Here is an 18,924-nt window from a genome sequence, read left to right as displayed (position 1 = left end):
CTCTTGTCTTGGATTCTACTCTACGGTCTATAGCTCGATGCTCTGGATGGCATCGTAGGGGGCCGCCACGCGGCGCTCTCGGCGCTCATCGACGCCGATTTCCTGATTGCTGAGATAGCATCCGGGATCCTCTTCCCAGGGGTCGCCGGTGACCTTCCAGGCCCGCACCCGGGTGTTGCCGTTGCAGATCGGCAGATAGCGGCACTCGGCGCAGCGTCCCTTGAGCGGCCTGGGGCGCTGTCGAAAGCCGAGCATCAGGGGATCCTGCGTATCCCGCCAGATCGCGGAGAAGGGCCGGTCGCGGACGTTGCCCAGGGTGTGATCCCACCAGAAGGTATCCGGATGCACGTTGCCGAGGTTGTCGATATTGGCGATGTTCTCACCGGAGGCGTTGCCCCCCCAGTTGATCAGCCGCTGCTCCAGCGCCTCGGCCTGCTCAGGGAAGTGCTCGCGGGCCCACATCAGCAGGAAGGGGCCGTCGGCGTCGTTGTTGCCGGTGACGTACTCGCGCTCGACGCCGCGGGCCAGTTCCGCCCGGCAGTGGTCGAAGAGTCGCGTCATGGCGTCGCGGGTCATCTGGTGCCAGGCGTCGTGCTTGCCGTGGCGGTGACCGCGCCCACCGTAGTTGAGGTGCGACAAATAGAACTTGTCGACGTCGTGCTCCTCGAGCAGCGCCAGGATGTCGCCCAGCTGTTCGTAGTTCTGCTGGGTGAGGGTGAAGCGAAGCCCCACCTTGATGCCGCGCTCCTTGCACAGCTTCACCGCGTGCATCGACTCGCGGAAGGCGCCCTGACGCTGGCGGATCACATCATGGGTCGCCTCCAGGCCGTCGATGCTGATGCCCACGTAGTCGTAACCGATGTCGGCGATCTCGTCGATGTTGGACTCGTCGATCAAGGTGCCGTTGGTGGACAGCCCGGTATAGATGCCCAGCGCCCGCGCCCGGCGGGAGAGCTCGAAGATATCCGGGCGCATCAGCGGCTCGCCGCCGGAGAGAATCAGCGCCGGCACCCGGAAGCCCTTCAGGTCGTCGAGCACCGCATGCGCCTCGGCGTTGGAGAGCTCACCGGCAAACTCGATGTCCGCCGAGGTGGTATAGCAGTGCTTGCAGGTCAGGTTGCAGCGGCGGATCAGATTCCAGATCACCACCGGGCCGGGCGGCTTGCGGGCCGGCGGCACCGGGGTGGGCTCGACCAGGGACTTGATGTAGCGGGTGACTCTGAACATGTCTAACTCCTCTGGCGGCAGGCGGGGTCGCCCCTAACGCTGCCTGTCGGACCGCCCCGCGAGACGCAGGCCGGTCTTCTTGAGAATGCGTGAGCTGTAGAGGATGCGGTGATCCCGACAGGCCGAGCCGAGCAGGTCGCGCAGCTCCTCCGCCTGGGCCTCCACTTCAGCGTGGGTCCGTCCGTGCAGCATGGCAAAGAGGTTGTAGGGCCAGTCCGGCAGATGACGCGGGCGCCGGTAGCAGTGGCTGACGCCGGGAAGCGCCGCCACGGCGCGCCCCAGCCGCTCGATCTCGGCGTCCTCCACGTCCCACACCGTCATGCCGTTGGCCAGATAGCCGAGCCGGTAGTGGTTGGGCACCGCGGCGATGCGGCGGATGATCCCGCTCTCCTGCATGCGCTCCATTCGCCGCCGCACCTCCTCGCCGGAGAGCCCCAGCGGCTCGCCCACCGCGCGCCAGGGGTCCGGCACCAGGGGCAACCCGGCCTGGGTGGCCAGGATGATGGCCCGGTCCTGGGCGTCCAGGACGCCGGGCGCGGCGCTCGGCGTGGACGCCGGGTCAGACGGGCAGGTGGAGACGGACATGGAATTCCTCCTGCTTGGGCATATTGAAGACCGTAAGACCGGTGGCCGCCTCGATCTCGGCGATCACCTCGGCGATACGCTCCGGCGTCTCGGTGGCCAGCACGAACCACATGTTGAGGCGGTGCTTGCGCCGGTAGTTGTGGGCCACCTCGGGGAAGGCATTGACCGCCTCGGTAACCCGCTCGAAGTCATCTTCTGGCACCGCCAGGGCCGCCAGGGTCAGGCCGCCGCCGAGCCGCTCGGCGTGGTACATGGGACCGAAGCGGCTCAACACGCCGCTTTCGCGCAGGCAGGCCAGCCGTTCGAGCAGCTCGCCCTCGGTGAGCGAAAGCTCCTCGGCCACCACGGCAAAGGGGGCCTCGACCAGCGGCAGGCCGTCCTGCAGGCGGTTGATGATGCGCCGGTCGGCGGCATCGAGCTGGGCCGGCTCAGGCCGGGTGGCAGGCTCGGCTGTCATGGGCGTCGTCCTCTCGGGTGTAGCGACCGCCGCGCTGCTTGTAGGCCTTGAGGCTGAACAGCACGCGGTGGGGAATGGCCTGCAGCCCCTGGCGCTCGACGATCTCGTCGAGCGACGCCAGCACCCGCTCGCGGCGGCTACCGTGGATCATGCAGAACAGGTTGTAGGGCCAGTCGGGCAGCCGGCGCGGGCGGCGATAGCACAGCGTTACCGCCGCCTCGTCCGCCAGGCGCCGGCCAAGCTCGCCCACGCTTGCGTCGGGCACGTCCCAGACCACCATGGCATTGGCGCGAATACCCAGGCTGTGATGCTTGACCACCAGCCCCAGGCGCTTGATCAGGCCCGCCTGCTGCCAGCGCTCTACGCAGGCCATCACCTCGGCCTCGTGCATGCCGCACTGCTCGGCCAGCCGCTGCCAAGGGCGGGGGGTGATCGGCAGGCCGCGCTCGAGCAGGGCGCGCAGGCGACGCTCGGCCTCGGTGCAGGGGATCGGGTCATGCGACAGATGGCTCATGCACCCTCCAGCTCGGCCCATGGAATGGGAAAGCCCAGATCGATATGAAAGCCTTCGAGCATCGGCAGGCGCAGTAGCGGCTCGCCCAGCTCGGCCTCCAGCGCATCGAGGCGGGCCTCGAGCTGCGCCTCGTCGGCGGCGGTCATCACGAACCACAGGTTGTAGCGATGCTCGCGGGCGTAGTTGTGGTTGACCCCGGGACAGCGGTTGATCACCGCGGCGGCGGCATCGCGCTGCTCGGCGGGTACCGCCACCGCCGCCAGGAGGCTGGCGCCGGCCCGGGCATGGTCGAACACCGGCCCCACCCGGCTCAGCACCTCCAGCGACTGGAGGCGCTCGAGACGTTCGACCACCTCGGCCTCGCTGACGCCCAGCCGCTCGGCCATGGCGGCGAAGGGCCGCTCACAGATCGGCAGGCCACGCTGATAGGCGTCGATGAGAGCGCGATCCTGAGCATCCAGTGAAACCATCGGCAGCCACCCGCTGAGGTCGATAGAAAGCATGATGTTAAGGCGTATATTACATGCACCATCAATCCCGAATGCCGTGATCGTCGCTGGCGTTGACACAAGTCAAAAGAGGTATTTTCAATGGCACTTCTGCGTTCCGGGTCCACGACTACCCGACAGGGCATTGATGCTCGTCAAAGCATCGCCTGATCGTCGGCGGGACACTGCGTCTAACCGTCACGTCGACCGCGCCCCCTGTTTCCCATCCGTCCTACGAGGCCCTTTCACATGCATATGCCGGTTCTGATCACGCTGCTCCTGGGCATCCTGCTGTCGTCGACCTCCGCCCAGGCGCAGGATCCGCAAGACGAACTCGACCCGGCGCGCCAGGCGGAGCTCGAAACCCTGCTCTACCAGGACTGCGGCTCCTGCCACGGGATGACCCTGCGCGGCGGCCTGGGCCCGGCGCTGCCCCGCGACCGCATGCAGACCTTCAGCGTGGAGGCGCTGAGCCATATCATCCTGCACGGCATCCCCGGCAGCGCCATGCCCGGCTGGAAGGCCCTGATCAGCGAGGCCGATGCCCGCTGGATCGCCGAGCACCTGCAGACCGACAACCCCCTCGACACGCTGACATCACAAGACTGATCAGGAGATTTCCGATGCCCCTACCCACCTCCCTCAAATCGCTGCTGGCGGCCGGCAGCCTGGCTCTGATGGTCGGGGCCCCCGCCTTGGCCGATAGCTCGCCCAACGCCCTGCCCGAGCTGCGCGGTACCGGCGATCTCGGGGTGATCATCGAGCGCGCCACCGGCAGCGTGGCGCTGGTCGACACCACCCACCGGGAAGTGCTGCGTCATGTCGAGGGCTTCGGCGACCTTTCCCACGCCTCGGTCAAGTTCACCCGCGACGCCCGCTACGCCTTCGTCTTCGGCCGCGACGGCGGCCTGACCCGGTTCGACCTGCTCACCGGCGAGATCGACGGGCGCATCATCCAGGGGGGCAACAGCATCGGCGGCGCCATCTCCCAGGACGGCCGCTTCGTGGCAGTGGGCAACTACGAGCCCGGCGGCGTCAAGGTCTTCAACGTCGAGACCATGGAGCTGGTGATCGACGTGCCGGCTACCTACGAGAAGCCCGATGGCACCACCGACCAGGCCAAGGTGGTCGGGGTGGTGGACGTGCCCGGCAACATGTTCGTGTTCAGCCTCTTCGAGGCCGGCGAGATCTGGACCCTGGACATGTCCTCCGAGGAGCCCGAGCTGACCCAGTATCGCGACGTGGGCAGCATGCCCTACGACGCTCTGATCACCGCCAACGGCCGCTACTATATCGCCGGGCTGTTCGGCGAGGACGGCATGGCGATGCTCGACCTTTGGTACCCGGAGAAGGGCGTGCAACGCATCCTGCCCGACTACGGCCGCGGCGAGGAGCGCCTGCCGGTCTACAAGATGCCCCACCTGGAGGGCTGGGCGATGGCCGGCGACCAGGCCTTCTTCCCCGCCGTGGGCCGCAACGAGGTGCTGGTGGCCGACACCCGCGACTGGTCGCTGACCGAGCGCATCGAGGTCCACGGCCAGCCGATCTTCGTGATGAGCCGCCCCGACGAGCGGCAGGTATGGGTCACCTTCGCCCACCCGCTCAACGACAAGGTGCAGGTGATCGATACGCGGACGCTGGAGATCATCAAGACCCTCGAGCCCGGCGAGTCGATCCTGCACAAGGAGTTCACCCCCAGGGGCGAACACATCTGGATCTCGGCCCGGGACAGCGACCAGGTGGTCGTCTACGACACCCGCACCTTCGAGGAACTGGCGCGCCTGCCGGCCGAATCGCCCAGCGGTATCTTCTTCACCCATCGCGCCCACCGTATCGGGCTGTAATCGAAAAGCGCCTGCTCGACACTGGTCGAGCAGGCGATTGCGCGAGGCGGGGCCGGGGCACTAGGCCGACCCCGTAGCTGCTCAGTAGATCTCGTGCATGGAGTTGTAGACGTTGAACTTACCGGTGGGCGTCACCAGACGCTCATCGGTGATCACCGCCTTGAGCTCTCGGGTGGTGTCATCGACCACCACCAGCGCCGACATCTCGTCCATGGTGTTCCACACCGAGAACCACACCTCGTTGCCGGCCTTGTTATATTCGGGCTGGACCACACGCTTGGGACCATCGCCGAGATCGGCCCACTCGGCAATCGGCAGTACCTCGTAGCCGGCCTCCAGGTTGTCGATATCGAACACCGCCACGCTCTGGCTCAAGTCATCCTCGGGGTGGAAGGTGGTATCCACATAGAGGTTGCGGGATTCTGGATGGGTCTTGATAAACAGCGAACCGCCACCCTGGCCTTCGAGGGTACGCACCACCTGCCAGGCCTCATCGGGATGCCCTTCCGGGTCGGTGCCGATCAGTTGAATGGTATTGTCGCCCAGGTGGCTGGTGGCCCAAACCGGGCCAAACTCCGGATCATCGAAGTTGGCGCCACGGCCGGGATGGGGGATGCGCCCCACGTCGACCAGGGCGGCCAGCTCACGCTCCTGGGCATCCACCACCGCGATCTGATGTGACTCGTTGGCTGCGGTCATGAAATAGCGCAGCGAGCGGTCGAAGCCACCGTCATGCAGGTAGGGAGCGGCATCGATCTCTACCGTACTGAGGGCGTCGAGGTCCTGATAGTCGACCAGCAGCACCTTGCCGGTCTCCTTGACGTTGACGATGAACTCCGGGTGCTTGTGCGATGCCACGATGGCCGCTACGCGCGGCTCAGGGTGGTACTCTTGAGTATCCACCGTCATCCCCCGGGTGGAGACGATCTTCAGCGGCGCCAGGGTCTCGCCGTCCATGATCACGTAGTGCGGCGGCCAGTAGGCCCCAGCGATGATGTACTCATCCTCGTAGCCGGAGTAGCGGGACACCTCGACCGAACGCGCTTCCATACCGATCTTGATCTCGGCAACGGTATCGGGCTTTTCCATCCACATGTCGATCATGTTGATGGCGCCATCACGGCCAATCACCAGCAGGTAGCGGCCCGAGGCGGAAATACGCGAGATATGCACCGCGTAGCCGGTGTCCAGCACGCTGACGATCTCCTTGGAGTCGCCGTCGACCAGGGCGATCTGCCCGGCATCGCGCAGGGTCACGGAAAACAGATTCTCCAGGTCGAGATCATTCATCTGCTCGGTGGGCCGCTCCTCGGGCGGAACATGCACCGTCCAGGTCTCCTCCATCTCGGCCTTGCCGTGCTCCGGTGGCTGGGGCGGTTCGTGCATGATGTAGCGGGTCATGATGTCGATATCGCTTTCCGACATCTCCCCGGAAGTGCCCCAGTTGGGCATGCCGGCCGGCGAGCCGTAGGTGATGAAGGCGTCAAGATAGGCTTCCCCGCGCTGCTGTGTGATATCCGGGGTGAGCGGCTTGCCGGTGGCTCCCTTGCGCAACACACCGTGACAGCCGGCGCAGCGCTGGAAGTAGAGCTCGGTACCACGCTGGAACTCCTCCTCGGTCATGTCCGGTGCCCCGGGGGCGGTCATCATCTTCACCGACGCCGGTTCGACCGCCGAGCCGGCACCGTGATAGGCCCCGGAGGCAGGATCGGCATGGTCGCTCTCGGCCGCCGCATGGCCGGTACCAAGCGCCGCGGCAGCCACGGCCGCCGCCAGGGAGTGTCGTAGCCAGGTCTTGTGGGTCATCGCTGAGCCTCTTCCTGTTGTTCCTTGAAATGTTCCTGAATGTCTTGCTCGCTTCGCGCCGTCACAGCGCTCCTATCGACACGGCGTTAGCATCGAATCACCTGACGCCAACTTGTATCCATAGGATGTCTACATTAAATAACATATTTCGTATACCAAAAGTAACGAGACATACTCCCCTGACATGAATCAAAAAAATGACTCAAAAAATCCCCAAGCTTTCATCATGGAAAAGCAGAGACAAATAAGAAAATTACGATCAATCAAAGTGGTAGAAATGAAAAAAGATCTTCATCAAGCAAGTTGAAGGTTCGCTCTTCCTTGACGCTTCGCAGACCGGCACGAAACAGCCTGTGAAAGCACTTCAGCGCCGCTTGGCAGCTGCGACGAAGGAAGTCGCATCGCAGGGTGGGAAATCCCGGGGACGACGAGCCCCGGGCCGGGAGGATCAGCGCTGAACGCTGAGTGGCACCGTCGAGTAGCCGCCGGCGGGGAACTTGGCACGCACTGCCGGCCTGCCCGGTATCAGGGCCAGGTGCACGGTATCGGCCAGCAGCACCTCCATGAACAGGCGCAGCTCCAGGCGGGCCAGCGGGGCGCCGGGGCAGACGTGGATGCCGGCCCCGTAGAGCAGGTTGTTCTGAGGATCGCGGTCGAGGCGACACTCATCCGGTTCGCCGAACACGGCCTCGTCGCGATTGGCCGAGCCCCACAGAATCGTCAGTCGCTCGCCGGCGGGTATCTGCCGCCCACCGATCTCAACCGGTCGCGTGGTTATGCGCCGGTTGGACATCAGCGGTGCATCAAGCCGCAGGATCTCATCGATGGCTACCGGCAACAGCTCGAGCTCGCCACGCAGCCGCGACTGCAGGTCGGGGTGTGCCGCCAAGTAGCGGGTCAGAATGCCAATACTGGCGGAAATCGTACCCAGCTCGCCCACCGTCCAGTTGCGCAGGATGCTGACAATCTCCTCGTCAGTGAGTGACCGCCCCTCCACCGTCTCGCTCATGATGCGAGAGGTGACGTCATCGGGCGCTGCGTCGCCGGCCGACCGACGCGCGGCCAGCAGGTCGCGGATCACTCCGTCAAACTCCAGCGCCAGCTCGCCCAGCGCCTCGCGATCTCCAGCAAGGGTGGCCGCCTGCTGGCGCTGCACCCAGGCACGCAGCGGCTCATGCAGTCGCTCAGGCCAGCCCATGAAGGCGCACTGGATCTCCAGGGCAAAGTCCTGACCCAGCGTCGTCATGGCCTCCACTTCGCCGCTGGCCGGCAGACGCGCCACCACGCCAACGGCAATCTCGCGGCAGCGTGGTTCCAATGCCGCCATCGGCTCGGGACCGAAATAGGGCTCGATGACACGGCGAAACCGGGTATGATCCGGGGGATCCATGGCATTGGGTACGGAAAGGTGGCGGCTTGCCGCATTGCTGAAGGTTTCATGGTCTTCTAGTACACGCATCACATCGGCATGCCGAAACAGCGACCACTGCAGGTAGTCGCTATAGGCCACCGGACAGCATCGGCGCATCCCATCATAGGCGGCGACCTGGTCATCCAGCACGGCCTCGGCCCGCGGGTCCCAGTCCTGATGGTGGTGATTTGTCATATCGACTCCTTAAAAGACAAGAAACAGCGTGAATCAGTCGAGATCCGGCCAGCCAGGCAGATGGAACTCCTCCTGCAGGTGGCGCAGCTCCGGCTGATGCAGCTCGGCAATCCGTGCGGCCAGGCTTGCCCCTCGCTGCATGAGGTGGACCTCGATGCGGCGACGATCCTGAGGATCCGGCCGTCGTTCCACCAGCCCCAGCTGCACACAGCGATCCACGAGGGCCACCGCACCATGGTGCTTGGCCTGCAGCCGCTCGGCGAGCTCACCCACCGAGGCCCACTCACGCCCCTCAAACCCCTTGAGATGCAGCAACAGCTGGTACTGTAGCGGCGTTACCCCGTGCTGCCGGCAGATATCCTCACTCTGCCGAAGAAAGCAGCGCAGCTGGTAGCGAAAGTGAGACAGCCGCTGAAAATCCTGCTTGGTCAACCGGTCATTCTCGGACATGCAAAGTCCTCATACCCCACCACTTGCCTTGACGGGGGCCGTGACGGGCGCTATCTGTTAAAGCATTAATATCACAATATGATATTAAATATCCCGATACGTTCCCGCAAGCTCTAGCCAAGTCCGCCGTCGGGGCCAGCAAGAAGAGGGAAAGAGTCATGAACTTGATCACCGTGGTTCGCCTACCCTTTACTCGCCATGCAGGCTGGAAGGAGCTTCAGCAGCGCCGCCCCTCCATTCCGCTGCTGGCATGGGCGATCGTTTTTCCGATGTCGCTGCTGCCACCGCTGATGCTCTATTACGCCGGCACCCACTACGGCGACGACTTCGTCGTCGGCTTCGGTGATAGAGAGTGGCGCTTCATCACCACCATCCTGTTCCTGGCAGAGCTGTTGACCTTCTTCGTGATGGGCTGGCTGATCCATGCGGTCGTCAACGGCACCCGTGAACTGGCGATCGACTACCACGACGCCTACCTGCTGGCAGCACTGGCCCCACTGCCGCTGTGGTCCTCCGCCGTGGTGCTGTTGATCCCCAGCCTGCTGCTCAACGCCCTGGCCGTTCTGACCGCCTTGGGCATCTCCTGCAGCTTGATCTATCACGGCCTGCAGGCGCTGTGTCAGCGACAGGACGAGGACGTAGTCACTATGTCGGTGACACATACCATCGTGGCCGCCGGAGTGCTGGCCTGGGGGCTGCTCATGGCCATCGTCTGGGCCTACTGAGAAGCAAACTCTGGCTGCGACAAAACGCCTCACTTCGTCGCCCCTGATAAGAAGTATTCTAAATACCTCTTATAAAAAATACCCCCATAGACGAAGGAGACCCCTATGCTCAACGCCGAGCAGGAGCAATTGATCGCGGCCACCGCCCCCACCGTGGCCGAACACCTCGACGCCATCACCCAGCGCTTCTACCCGTTGATGTTCGCCCGCTACCCCGAGGTGAAGCCGCTGTTCAATGACGCTCACCAGGCCGACGGCGGCCAGCCCCGGGCACTGGCCGGCGCCGTGCTGGCCTATGTCCAGCTGCGCCAGGACCGCGAGAAGGTGCGCAAGACCCTGGCCACGGTGGTCAGCAAGCATGTTTCGCTGGACATCCGCCCCGAGCACTACCCGATTGTCGGTGAATGCCTGATGGCCGCCATCGGCGAGGTGCTGGGCGATGCCGTGACGCCGGAGGTCGCCGACGCCTGGAGCACGCTCTACGAGGAGCTTGCCGGGCTGCTGATCGAGCTGGAGGACCATCGCTATCGAGAGTTCGAAGAGCGACCCGGCGGCTGGCGCGGCCCCCGCGAGTTCCGCATCGCCGAGGTTCGTCAGGAGAGCGCGGTGATCCGCTCCTTCGTGCTGGAGCCGGTAGACGGCGGCCCGGTGGCCGACCATGCCCCCGGCCAGTACATCGGCGTAAGGCTGACCCTCGACGGCGAGCCGCTCTATCGTCACTACAGCCTGTCGGATGTGCCCAACGGCAGGCACTATCGCATCTCGGTCAAGCGCGAGCCGCAGGGCCGCGCTAGCCGCCACCTGCATGACGCCATGCGCGTGGGCGATACCCTGGCGCTGCTGCCCCCCGCCGGCGACTTGACCCTGCAGGGCGGCGACGAGCCGCTGCTGCTGGCCTCCGGGGGCGTCGGCCAGACCCCGATGCTGCCTCTGGCCCGCCAGGCCCTCGCCCAGGGCCGCCGGGTGGTCTATCTGCACGCCGCCCTGGACGCCGAGCACCACGCCTTTCGCGACGAGGTCGCGGCGCTGGCCCAGGCCCATCCGGAAACGCTGCAGGCGGTGAGCGTCCACGAGCGCGGCGAGGCGGCCGACCATCGCGGCCGAATCGACCGTGACCTGCTGGCGCGGCTGCTGCCGGCGGACGCCCGCTGCTACTACGTCGGCCCCCAGGGCTTCATGAGCGCCATCGACAGTGCCCTGGCCGGCCTCGGGGTGCCCGCCGAGCGACGCCACTACGAGCATTTCGGCCCTTCACGCCCCCTCGAAGCGGCCTGACCCGCCCAAGCGACACCGGCCCGGCGCCGGTGTCGCCTTCCTCGTGTCGAGCCCCGCCTGTGGCTTGTCCCGCTCAAGGCGCGGGATCATCCCCGCCGCGATCGTAATGAAAGGTCATGTAGACGATGCCCGGCGTCATCACCAACCGCCAGGCCAGCTCGATATCGGCGCTGAAACAATCGTCGAAATGACGCACCGTATCAATCAGGGCATCGAGCCAGAGATCGTAGAGCTCGGGGCGAACGTCGAGGTGGGCGCGGCTGTGGAGCACGGCCACCTGGTGCAGGTAGTAGTCGGCATGGCTCGAGACATAGAAGGTCAGCAGATGGTAGAAGGCCTTCTTCAACATGGCCTGCTGACGCGGCATGTCGGTATGGCGAAACTTCGCCGCCACCTCCGGCGATGCCGCCAGGAAACGCTCGTAGAAGACGTCAAAGAACTCCCGGCCTTCGAGCCGGCGATTGAGGACGCGCATATAGCTGGCATCGAAGAGCCTTTCGATATCCATAGGAGCGTCGCCATGGCGTAGCTATCCAAGCAGCCTAGAACAGGCCAGGAACGACGACATCCACTTGTGTCGCGCAATGTCGCGCAATGTCGCGCTGCATGACCTGGATCATGCAGGCGGCACATCACCCTCTGCCGTTACTCCCCTGGGGCCCGACAACCTGCCGCCAGCCTGTTCAGCAATGCCGGCGCTCAATAGATATCCAGACGCGCAATATCTCGGGTCTGGAGGCGAGCCTCAGCCTCTTGCTGGTCGGCGAGCCGCTCGAAAAGCTCCGTTTCCTCTGGAATGGAAGCCAGCTCAGCGCGCAGCCGGTACATGTCTTTGAGGGTCTGGTGAGCGGTCGTCACATTGGCCAGGATATCGTGAACATCATGGCACCCCAGGCACTGGGGAATGCGCTCCAGCACACCGGGATGGCCAAATTCCTGGCTATCGATCAGCCAGGTGGACAGCAGACCCTCATCTGCATCTTCCAAATAGGCTGCCATCCCCTCCTGCATGCGCCGCTCACGGTCGGCCAGAAAGACCAGGGCCATCTTCATTCGTTCATCCTGCTGCTGATCCCCTAGACGGACATACTGTTTTCCAAGCTGCTCGTGGAAGTCATGGATCCATGCCAGCAGATCCTTCACCTGTCGAAATGCCATCTTCGCGACTCCTCTTTGATCAGCTACCACGCGCCAGTAGCATCGCCTTGATGTGTCCGATCGCGCGCATGGGATTGAGCCCCTTAGGACAAACCCAGGTGCAGTTGGCTATCTGTCGGCAGCGGAACACGCTGAAGGGATCGTCGAGGTCGGCCAGCCGCTCTTCGGTGGCCGTATCGCGGCTATCGATCAGAAACCGGTAGGCCTGCAACAGCCCGGCCGGCCCGATGTACTTATCCGGGTTCCACCACCAGGAGGGACAGGCAGAGCTGCAGCAGGCACAGAGGATACACTCGTAGAGGCCGTCGAGTTTCTCACGGTCCTCTGGGCTCTGCAGCCGCTCGATGGTAGCCGGTGACTCATTGTTGATGAGCCAGGGGCGGATCTTCTCAAACTGGCGGAAAAAAAGGCCGTAATCCACCGCCAAGTCGCGAATTACCGGCATGCCCGGCAGCGGGCGCAGGATCAGGGTATCGCTACCATCCAGCGCTTCTGTCACCGGGGTCACGCAAGCCAGTCCGTTCTTGCCGTTGATATTCATGCCGTCGGAGCCGCACACCCCCTCGCGACAGGAGCGCCGATAGGCCAGAGTCGCATCCTGCTGCTTCAGGTGCTCGAGGACGTCCAACACCATCGCCTTGCGGAAGTGCTCCGCGACTTCATGGGTTTCCAGCCGCGGCGCTTCATCGTACTCGGGATGGTAGCGGTAGAGTCGGACTTGGATCATGCGGTGCTTGCTCCTCTTGCTGGGTGGCCGTGTCAGTAGGCCAGATGCAGCCGCTGGCGCGCATTGAGGCGCATCACATAGCCAATCTTGATCAGAGTTGGCCCGGCAATGACCAGCAGATGGGCCACTACCTGTAGATACAGCGCCAGATGCGCATTAATGACGTAACCACCCAGCACACCCACGAGAAGCAGCAGAAGACCAATCACCATCAACATATTGCCAACAACATGGGTACGTTGTGCATTGTGAAAAAAATCAAGCATGACGATAGCTCCCATGATCTTCAAATCACGACTGGGCGCATTACTCCCGCCAGTAGTCATTTGCCGCTGCAACCGCACTTCCCAACACTAAAGCTGCGGCTAGGGCCAGAACACCCGAGAGCCTGCCCGCCAAGGGTGAGACTCGATCGAAAAGTGGCATATCGGCCTCCTGTGCTTTTCTGTTGTCTGGCGTGGATATCAAGGCACCCCTAGAAGATGTATTTTACATGCCTCTTTTAAGGTAGCTGAGAGCTCACTATTATCAAGGGGAAATCTCTCAAGAAGCGTTGGCAGACTCTTTCACCCACCCCCACTCATCCAGTAGCACGTAAAGTGCCGGGATCACCAGGAGTACCAGCACGGTGGCGCTGAGCAGTCCGAACACCACCGAGATCACCAGCGGCTTAATGGCCGCCGCCTGAGTGCTGGTCTCGGCCAGCAGCGGCAGCAGCCCGGCGATGGTGGTGGTGGACGAGATCAGGATGGCACGCAGCCGGTCGCGGCTGGCCTGGCCGGCAGCCTCCACGGCACCGAGCCCCTGGGACCGATGCCCCTTGATGAAGTGAATCAGCAGGATAGCGTTGTTGACCACGATACCGGCCAGAGAGGCCGCGCCAATCATCGAGGGCATGGAGAGGTAGTAGCCCATAAGCACGTGACCCCAGATGGCACCGATGAAGGCCAGGGGAATGGCGAGCATGACGATCAGTGGCTCTACATAGCTGCGGAACTGGAAGGAGAGGATGACGAAGATGCCCACCAGGCCGATCAGCAGTCCACGGCCGATGGAGCCACCGGTTTCAGCGGAGCTGGCCACCTGGCCTTCGAAGGAGACAGCGACATCAGGATAGCGATTGCGGAAACCCTCGAGCCAGCCGCTGCCGGCGAGGTCATCGACAATAGCCTGGCCGCTGGCCTGTCGCGCATCCACGTTGGCCTCCACGGTGGCGGTACGCCGCCCGTCGATGCGGGTGATGTGCGCCCATTCGCGCCGCTCCTCGGCGTTGGCCACCACTTCCAGGGGTACCCGACTCCTATCGGGCAGGGCGATGGTCATGTCGACCAGCGCATCGAGGGAGTTCCGGTCCTCCTCGGCCAGGCGGATCAGCACCTCGACCTCCCGGTCACCGATACGCTGGGTATCGGCGACCTCCCCCAGCAGCGCCGCGCGCAGCTGGCCGGCCACCTCCTCGGCGGAGAGCCCCAGGCCATGGGCGCCCTCGGCGATGGAGAGGGTCAGTTGGGGCTTGCCCAGGCGCAGGTCATCGATGACGTTGTAGACGGCCGCATAGCCCTCGAGATGCTCTCTCAGCTCCAGCGCTGCCGCCTTCATGGCATCGAGATCGTTTCCCGTCAGGCGCACCTCCACCGGCACGCCGGCAGGCCCGAATCCGGGCTCCTGAATGATCAGCCGCTGCAGACCCTCCACCTCGCCGATGGCCTCCCGCCAGGCGGGGGTCAGCTCATCCAGGGTCACCCGGCGCCGCTCGGCGGTCAGCAGGTCGACGATGACGGTGGCCACATGGGGGCCCGTCTCCCGGGCGCTGAGGTTATGGTTGAAGCGCACCTGGGTCGCTTCGACCAGTGAGGCACCTCCCGGCTGCGCTGGCGAGAAGCGAGCATCGAGCTCGCGGATCGCCGCCTCGACCCGCTCGACCACTGCCTCTGTGCGCGCCAGGGGCGTGCCCTGGGGCATCAGGATGCGCGCCTCGAGCACGTCGCCATCGATATCCGGCATCGCTTCGCTACCCACATGCCCCCCGGCCATAAAGCCAAAGGAGCCGAGCATGACGGCGAGGATGGCCCCCAGTACCGCATACCGAAAGCGGATCGCCCGATCGGCCAGTCGCCCGACGGCCTCGCGGAACCTGTCAAAGCGAGCTTCGAAGGCAGCTCGAAAGCGGGAGTCGTGGCCATCGGCCAGCTTCTGCACACTGCCCTTCAGATGATGTGGCAGGATCCAGAATGCCTCGACAAGGCTTGCCGCCAGGGCGGCGATCAGCACCACGGGCAGCACCTGCAACACCACCCCCAGTTCCCCGGCCAGGAAGGACAGAGGCACGAAGACCGCGGCGGTGGTCAAGAAGGACGAGAGCACACCGGGCATGACCTGGCGAGCCCCATCGACTACCGCCTCCAGCGGCGACTTCTGCTGCAGGGCGTGGCGGGCGATGTTGTCGGTGATCACGATGGCATCGTCCATGACGATGCCGATGGACATCAGCAGCGCCACCAAGGTGATCATGTTCATCGACAGCCCGGTCAGGGCCATGACGATGAAAGCGCCCATGAAGGCCGCCGGCAGGCCCAGCACCGCCCACAGGGCCAGCCGGGGGCGGAAGAACAGACTCATCACCAGCACTACCAGCACCAGGCCCATCAGGCCGTTGCCCACCAGCATCTGCAAGCGGTCTCGGACGATGCTGGTCGCATCCTGGGTCAGCGTCAGCGAGATGCCGCCGTCGAAGCGCCGACGTTCGGCCTCGAGCAGCGATTCGAGCCGCTCCTTAACCGTCAGGGCATCGTCACGCAGCGCCTTGCTCACCTCCAGCACCAGCGCCGGCTCGCCGTTGAAGCGGACCTGTTCCTCGGCTCGCTCGCCGGCCTCGGTGATGGTGGCCAGCTCACCCAAGGTCAGCTCACCGCCTCCGGCGTCGGAGACCACTACCAGCTCTTCCAGCTCAGCGGGCGAACGACGCTGATCCGTGAAGCGCAGCAGGATATCGCGCTCGGCGGTTTCCAGGGTACCCAGGGGCAAATCGAGGCTCTGACCGGCTACCCGCCCCGCCAGCTTCCGGGCCGAGAGGCCGTGCTGCCCCAGCACCTCACGGGGCACCTCCACCTGCCACTGGCGTTGGGGCATGCCGTGGATCGCTACCCGAGCGACCCCGGGCAGCGTCATGATGCGCTCCTCCAGGCGCAGGGCGTAGTCTTCCAGCTGGCGCTTGGGCATGTCGCCGGACACCGCGATCGCGGCTACCAGGTCGCTGCGGTGGAGTTCACGTACCACCGGGGGATCGGCACGGGCCGGCAGTTCGGTGATGGCGCTCACCTCGGTGTCGATCTCGTTGAGGAAGCGGATGGCATCGCCGCCGACGGCCATGGTGGCCGTGGCGCTGGCCAGATTGTCCTGTGCCACGCAGCTAAATTCATCGAGAAATTCCACGCCCTTGACGGCATCGAACAGGCGTCTGCAGACGGCGTCCTCGACGTCGGCGGCGCTGGCCCCGCGGTAGACCACCTCCACCGACACCTCCACCGGGCGGTAGTCGGGGAAGGTCTCGCGCTTGAGGTTGGGGGCAGCGAAGAGCCCGGCGGCCAGCAGCAGGATCAGCAGCAGGTTGGCGGCGGTGGGGTGAGCGGCAAACCAGCGGATCATGGCTGCTCTCCCTCCGGCACTTCGCCTCGGGCCCGGTTGGCCAGACGCGCCTCGGCTTCCTCGTCCCGACGCACGGAGAGTGCCATCCCCTCGATGGCCGGCTGCAGGTCATCGACCACCACCTGCTCCCCCGGGGCAAGCCCCGCCTCGATGACCGCCAGCCCACCCTGCTCGAAGGCCACGGAGACCGGGCGACGCACCAGACGCTGCTGCTCATCGGCAAGATAGAGCTCGCCCTGATGGAGCGCCGACGCCGGCACCACCATCAAGGCCCTGGGATCGAGAGCCGAGAGCCGCACCCGGGTATACATGTCGCGCTGCAGCGGTGGATGATCCGGGGGCCGCGCATCGCGCCAGGGCTCATCGACCCTGACCACCACCCGCACGGCGCGGGTGGCAGGGTCGAGGCCGCTGGCCACTCTGACGACCTTACCCTGCCAGCCCACGCCGGGCGCCCCGACCAGCGCCAGCTCGGCCTCGATCACGCCGAGGTCGATGCGCTCACCAAGATCCAGGGTGCCGGGCTCAGGCTCGACCGGCGCCACGCTGCCCAGCAGGCGCCGCATCATGCTGAACGGGATACGCGCCTCCACCTCGGCGGCGGTCAGGCTATCCGCCTCGAACAGCCGCTGCCCCGCGCCCACGAACTGGTGCAGCGCTACGTCCACCTCACCGAGGCGCAGGTCATAGGGCGCCACGAAGCGGGTATCCGCCAGGTCCTGCCGGGCCTGGGCCAGGCGCGCCGATGCCCGCTCGCGCTGAGCCGGCATCAGGGCCAAGGCATTCTCCAGCGTGGTCACTGCCTGGCGTTGCCCTACCGTGCTGCGACGCTGAGCGTCTCGCTGAGAAGTGGAGACCGAGCCGGTGGCCGCCAATCGCTCGATTCGGGAAAGCTCCTGCTCGGCGAGATCGAGTGACTGACGCTCCAGCTCCAGCAGGCGCCGGGTATTGGCCTCCTCTGCCTCGAGCTGAGTCAACTCCGCCTCGGCTTCAGCGATGGCCAGCTCATAGCGGCTCGGGTCCAGCGCCAGCAGCAGGATGCCTTCACGCAGCAGAGTGCCGCTCTCCAGGTCCGGGTGGCGCGCCACCACCCGGCCCGAGACGTTGGCCACGGCCTGCCAGGTCTCGGCGGGGCGCGCCACGCCGTGGCCGCGCGCCTCCAGGCGAAGCGCCAGCGGCTGGGCCTCAATCACCGCCACCGCCGCAGGTGCCGGTGGCGTGTCGCTGCGCTCTGGGACCTGGCGATTGACCAAGAAGAAGACCAGCAACGCCACGCCTGCAGCGACGCCCACCAGTACCATCATCCCTTGCCCCAGGCGCTTCACCCGGGGACTCATGCCTCACCTCCGCGATCCGCTCGGATGCCGTGCCAATAGAGGTCGAAAGCCGCCGGCGCACGGCCGACGATCCCGACCACGTCGTCGTTGATCAGCGCCTGCAGCACTAGCCCCTGAATGCAGCCGATGAACTGGGCCGCCGCGGCGTCCAAATCAAGCCCAGGGCGCAGCTGGTCGCGGCACCGAGCCTCCTCAAGCAGTCCCATCAGTCGCTCTCGGTAGGTCGCCAGGAGTCCCTTCACCAAACGACTGGCCGGGGTAGGGTGCGGCTGCTGCAGCTGCCCCATCAGCAGCCGGGGCACCCCGGGATGCTCGGCGATGAAAGCCACATGGGCCAGGAACATCGCTTCCATAGCGTCAAGAGGGTTTTCAACGCCCTCGGCGGCGGCACCGACTCTGGCCATGACTCGCTCGGACACCCAGGCTACCACCGTCTCCCAGATCGCCTCCTTGTTGGGAAAATGGCGAAACAGCGCCCCCTGGGTGACGCCCATGCGGCTGGCGATACGTCCGGTGGTCAGGGTCGCGGGATCCTCTTCGCCGCACAGGGCGACGACGGTTTCCACAGTGCGTTCCCGGCGCTCATCGGCGGAAAGATGCTGGCGTTCAGACATGTCCTGATCCCCATAAGATAGTAATTGATTACTATCTTATGCGAGGTCACCACGTAACGCCAGCCATCAAGTTGCCAAGGGTTTTGTTGCAGGCTGCTACCCCTCTGGCTTCATGCCCAGCCGTCGGGCCAGCTTGTGCAGGTTGCTGGGATCCACGGGCCGCCGCCGCCCAGCGCCCATCGCAGGCCGAAAGCGCCTCGCGAATTGCCGCACGCTGGGCCTGCTCGACCCTGGTACGCAGCGGCAGGTCGGACTGCGCCACCACGTCGAGTTCCTGCAGCAGGCGCTGGAGCACGGCGCTGGGCAAGTCGGCCACCAAATCGGACGGCATAGTTATTTCTACCCTCAAGGGTTGTATTGACCCTAAACGTTCCAGGTAATTTTCACCATCAATCCGGCAAGCCCCCTGATGACGCACTCCCGTGAGCTGGCACGCCACTTGCTTGGTATAGAGTGTCACTCAATC

The 18,924-nt window shown here is 64.9% G+C and carries 20 protein-coding genes; 4 read left to right on the top strand and 16 right to left on the bottom strand.

The genetic code is table 11. The annotated features are described in order from the left end of the window. Positions 1-27: 27 nt before the first annotated feature. From nirJ to ACZIYR_RS00815, 5 genes are read right to left on the bottom strand one after another with little or no spacing between them, the layout of a single operon-like run. Positions 28-1,227, bottom strand: coding sequence for a heme d1 biosynthesis radical SAM protein NirJ (gene nirJ / locus ACZIYR_RS00835; protein WP_473032013.1), 1,200 nt, complete (start codon positions 1,225-1,227; stop codon positions 28-30). A gap of 33 nt (positions 1,228-1,260) precedes the next feature. Beyond that, complete coding sequence (gene ahbB, locus ACZIYR_RS00830) at positions 1,261-1,812, bottom strand: siroheme decarboxylase subunit beta (RefSeq protein WP_473032012.1); 552 nt, start codon at positions 1,810-1,812, stop codon at positions 1,261-1,263. Then, positions 1,787-2,269 (bottom strand): Lrp/AsnC family transcriptional regulator, encoded by a 483-nt coding sequence (locus tag ACZIYR_RS00825; RefSeq protein ID WP_483527892.1) that lies wholly within the window; start codon positions 2,267-2,269, stop codon positions 1,787-1,789. Before ACZIYR_RS00825 ends, ahbB (ACZIYR_RS00830) begins: the two co-directional genes overlap by 26 nt. Further along, positions 2,241-2,783: a siroheme decarboxylase subunit beta gene (ahbB, locus tag ACZIYR_RS00820; RefSeq protein ID WP_483527891.1), complete on the bottom strand. Its 543-nt coding sequence runs from the start codon at positions 2,781-2,783 to the stop codon at positions 2,241-2,243. Before ahbB (ACZIYR_RS00820) ends, ACZIYR_RS00825 begins: the two co-directional genes overlap by 29 nt. Then, positions 2,780-3,253, bottom strand: a complete 474-nt coding sequence (locus ACZIYR_RS00815) for an AsnC family transcriptional regulator (RefSeq protein WP_473032008.1) — start codon at positions 3,251-3,253, stop codon at positions 2,780-2,782. Before ACZIYR_RS00815 ends, ahbB (ACZIYR_RS00820) begins: the two co-directional genes overlap by 4 nt. Positions 3,254-3,520: 267 nt before the next feature. Between ACZIYR_RS00815 and ACZIYR_RS00810 the strand changes: the two genes are divergently transcribed. After that, positions 3,521-3,880: a c-type cytochrome gene (locus ACZIYR_RS00810; protein WP_483527890.1), complete on the top strand. Its 360-nt coding sequence runs from the start codon at positions 3,521-3,523 to the stop codon at positions 3,878-3,880. Positions 3,881-3,894: 14 nt separating this feature from the next. Next, entirely contained in the window at positions 3,895-5,115 is a 1,221-nt protein-coding gene (locus ACZIYR_RS00805) for a cytochrome D1 domain-containing protein (RefSeq protein WP_483527889.1), read from the top strand. Positions 5,116-5,196: 81 nt separating this feature from the next. Here ACZIYR_RS00805 and ACZIYR_RS00800 read toward each other — a convergent pair whose 3' ends face one another. The 3 genes from ACZIYR_RS00800 to ACZIYR_RS00790 all read right to left on the bottom strand — a co-directional run bounded on the left by ACZIYR_RS00800 (position 5,197) and on the right by ACZIYR_RS00790 (position 8,977). Then, positions 5,197-6,921: a cytochrome D1 domain-containing protein gene (locus ACZIYR_RS00800; protein ID WP_483527888.1), complete on the bottom strand. Its 1,725-nt coding sequence runs from the start codon at positions 6,919-6,921 to the stop codon at positions 5,197-5,199. A 448-nt stretch (positions 6,922-7,369) separates the two neighbouring features. Next, entirely contained in the window at positions 7,370-8,527 is a 1,158-nt protein-coding gene (locus ACZIYR_RS00795; protein WP_483527887.1) for a cytochrome P450, read from the bottom strand. 33 nt (positions 8,528-8,560) lie between these two features. Beyond that, positions 8,561-8,977, bottom strand: coding sequence for a MarR family transcriptional regulator (locus ACZIYR_RS00790; RefSeq protein WP_483527886.1), 417 nt, complete (start codon positions 8,975-8,977; stop codon positions 8,561-8,563). Positions 8,978-9,135: 158 nt separating this feature from the next. Here ACZIYR_RS00790 and ACZIYR_RS00785 point away from each other — a divergent pair, with 158 nt between their 5' ends. Continuing rightward, positions 9,136-9,702 (top strand): YIP1 family protein, encoded by a 567-nt coding sequence (locus ACZIYR_RS00785; protein ID WP_483527885.1) that lies wholly within the window; start codon positions 9,136-9,138, stop codon positions 9,700-9,702. Between the two features lie 105 nt (positions 9,703-9,807). Further along, positions 9,808-10,977 carry an NO-inducible flavohemoprotein gene (gene hmpA, locus ACZIYR_RS00780; RefSeq protein WP_483527884.1) on the top strand — a complete coding sequence of 390 codons (1,170 nt, stop codon included), beginning with the start codon at positions 9,808-9,810 and terminating at the stop codon, positions 10,975-10,977. A 73-nt stretch (positions 10,978-11,050) separates the two neighbouring features. Here hmpA and ACZIYR_RS00775 read toward each other — a convergent pair whose 3' ends face one another. The 8 genes from ACZIYR_RS00775 to ACZIYR_RS00740 all read right to left on the bottom strand — a co-directional run bounded on the left by ACZIYR_RS00775 (position 11,051) and on the right by ACZIYR_RS00740 (position 18,918). Then, a complete protein-coding gene (locus ACZIYR_RS00775; protein WP_483527883.1) occupies positions 11,051-11,485 on the bottom strand; it encodes a globin in 435 nt (144 codons plus the stop codon). Between the two features lie 191 nt (positions 11,486-11,676). Then, positions 11,677-12,135 carry a 2-hydroxyacyl-CoA dehydratase gene (locus ACZIYR_RS00770; protein ID WP_483527882.1) on the bottom strand — a complete coding sequence of 153 codons (459 nt, stop codon included), beginning with the start codon at positions 12,133-12,135 and terminating at the stop codon, positions 11,677-11,679. A gap of 19 nt (positions 12,136-12,154) precedes the next feature. Beyond that, positions 12,155-12,859, bottom strand: coding sequence for a succinate dehydrogenase iron-sulfur subunit (locus ACZIYR_RS00765; protein WP_483529038.1), 705 nt, complete (start codon positions 12,857-12,859; stop codon positions 12,155-12,157). A 35-nt stretch (positions 12,860-12,894) separates the two neighbouring features. Further along, positions 12,895-13,128 carry a hypothetical protein gene (locus ACZIYR_RS00760; protein ID WP_473032001.1) on the bottom strand — a complete coding sequence of 78 codons (234 nt, stop codon included), beginning with the start codon at positions 13,126-13,128 and terminating at the stop codon, positions 12,895-12,897. A 277-nt stretch (positions 13,129-13,405) separates the two neighbouring features. Next, positions 13,406-16,507: an efflux RND transporter permease subunit gene (locus tag ACZIYR_RS00755; protein ID WP_483527881.1), complete on the bottom strand. Its 3,102-nt coding sequence runs from the start codon at positions 16,505-16,507 to the stop codon at positions 13,406-13,408. Then, a complete protein-coding gene (locus ACZIYR_RS00750; protein WP_483527880.1) occupies positions 16,504-17,844 on the bottom strand; it encodes an efflux RND transporter periplasmic adaptor subunit in 1,341 nt (446 codons plus the stop codon). Before ACZIYR_RS00750 ends, ACZIYR_RS00755 begins: the two co-directional genes overlap by 4 nt. Beyond that, entirely contained in the window at positions 17,841-18,458 is a 618-nt protein-coding gene (locus tag ACZIYR_RS00745; RefSeq protein WP_473031998.1) for a TetR/AcrR family transcriptional regulator, read from the bottom strand. Before ACZIYR_RS00745 ends, ACZIYR_RS00750 begins: the two co-directional genes overlap by 4 nt. A 46-nt stretch (positions 18,459-18,504) precedes the next feature. Then, positions 18,505-18,918 carry a hypothetical protein gene (locus ACZIYR_RS00740; protein WP_473031997.1) on the bottom strand — a complete coding sequence of 138 codons (414 nt, stop codon included), beginning with the start codon at positions 18,916-18,918 and terminating at the stop codon, positions 18,505-18,507. Between the last annotated feature and the right edge of the window lie 6 nt (positions 18,919-18,924).

The sequence above is a fragment of the Billgrantia sp. NRB1 genome (genome assembly GCF_056921725.1).
This window is presented reverse-complemented; position numbering and strand designations above follow the sequence as displayed.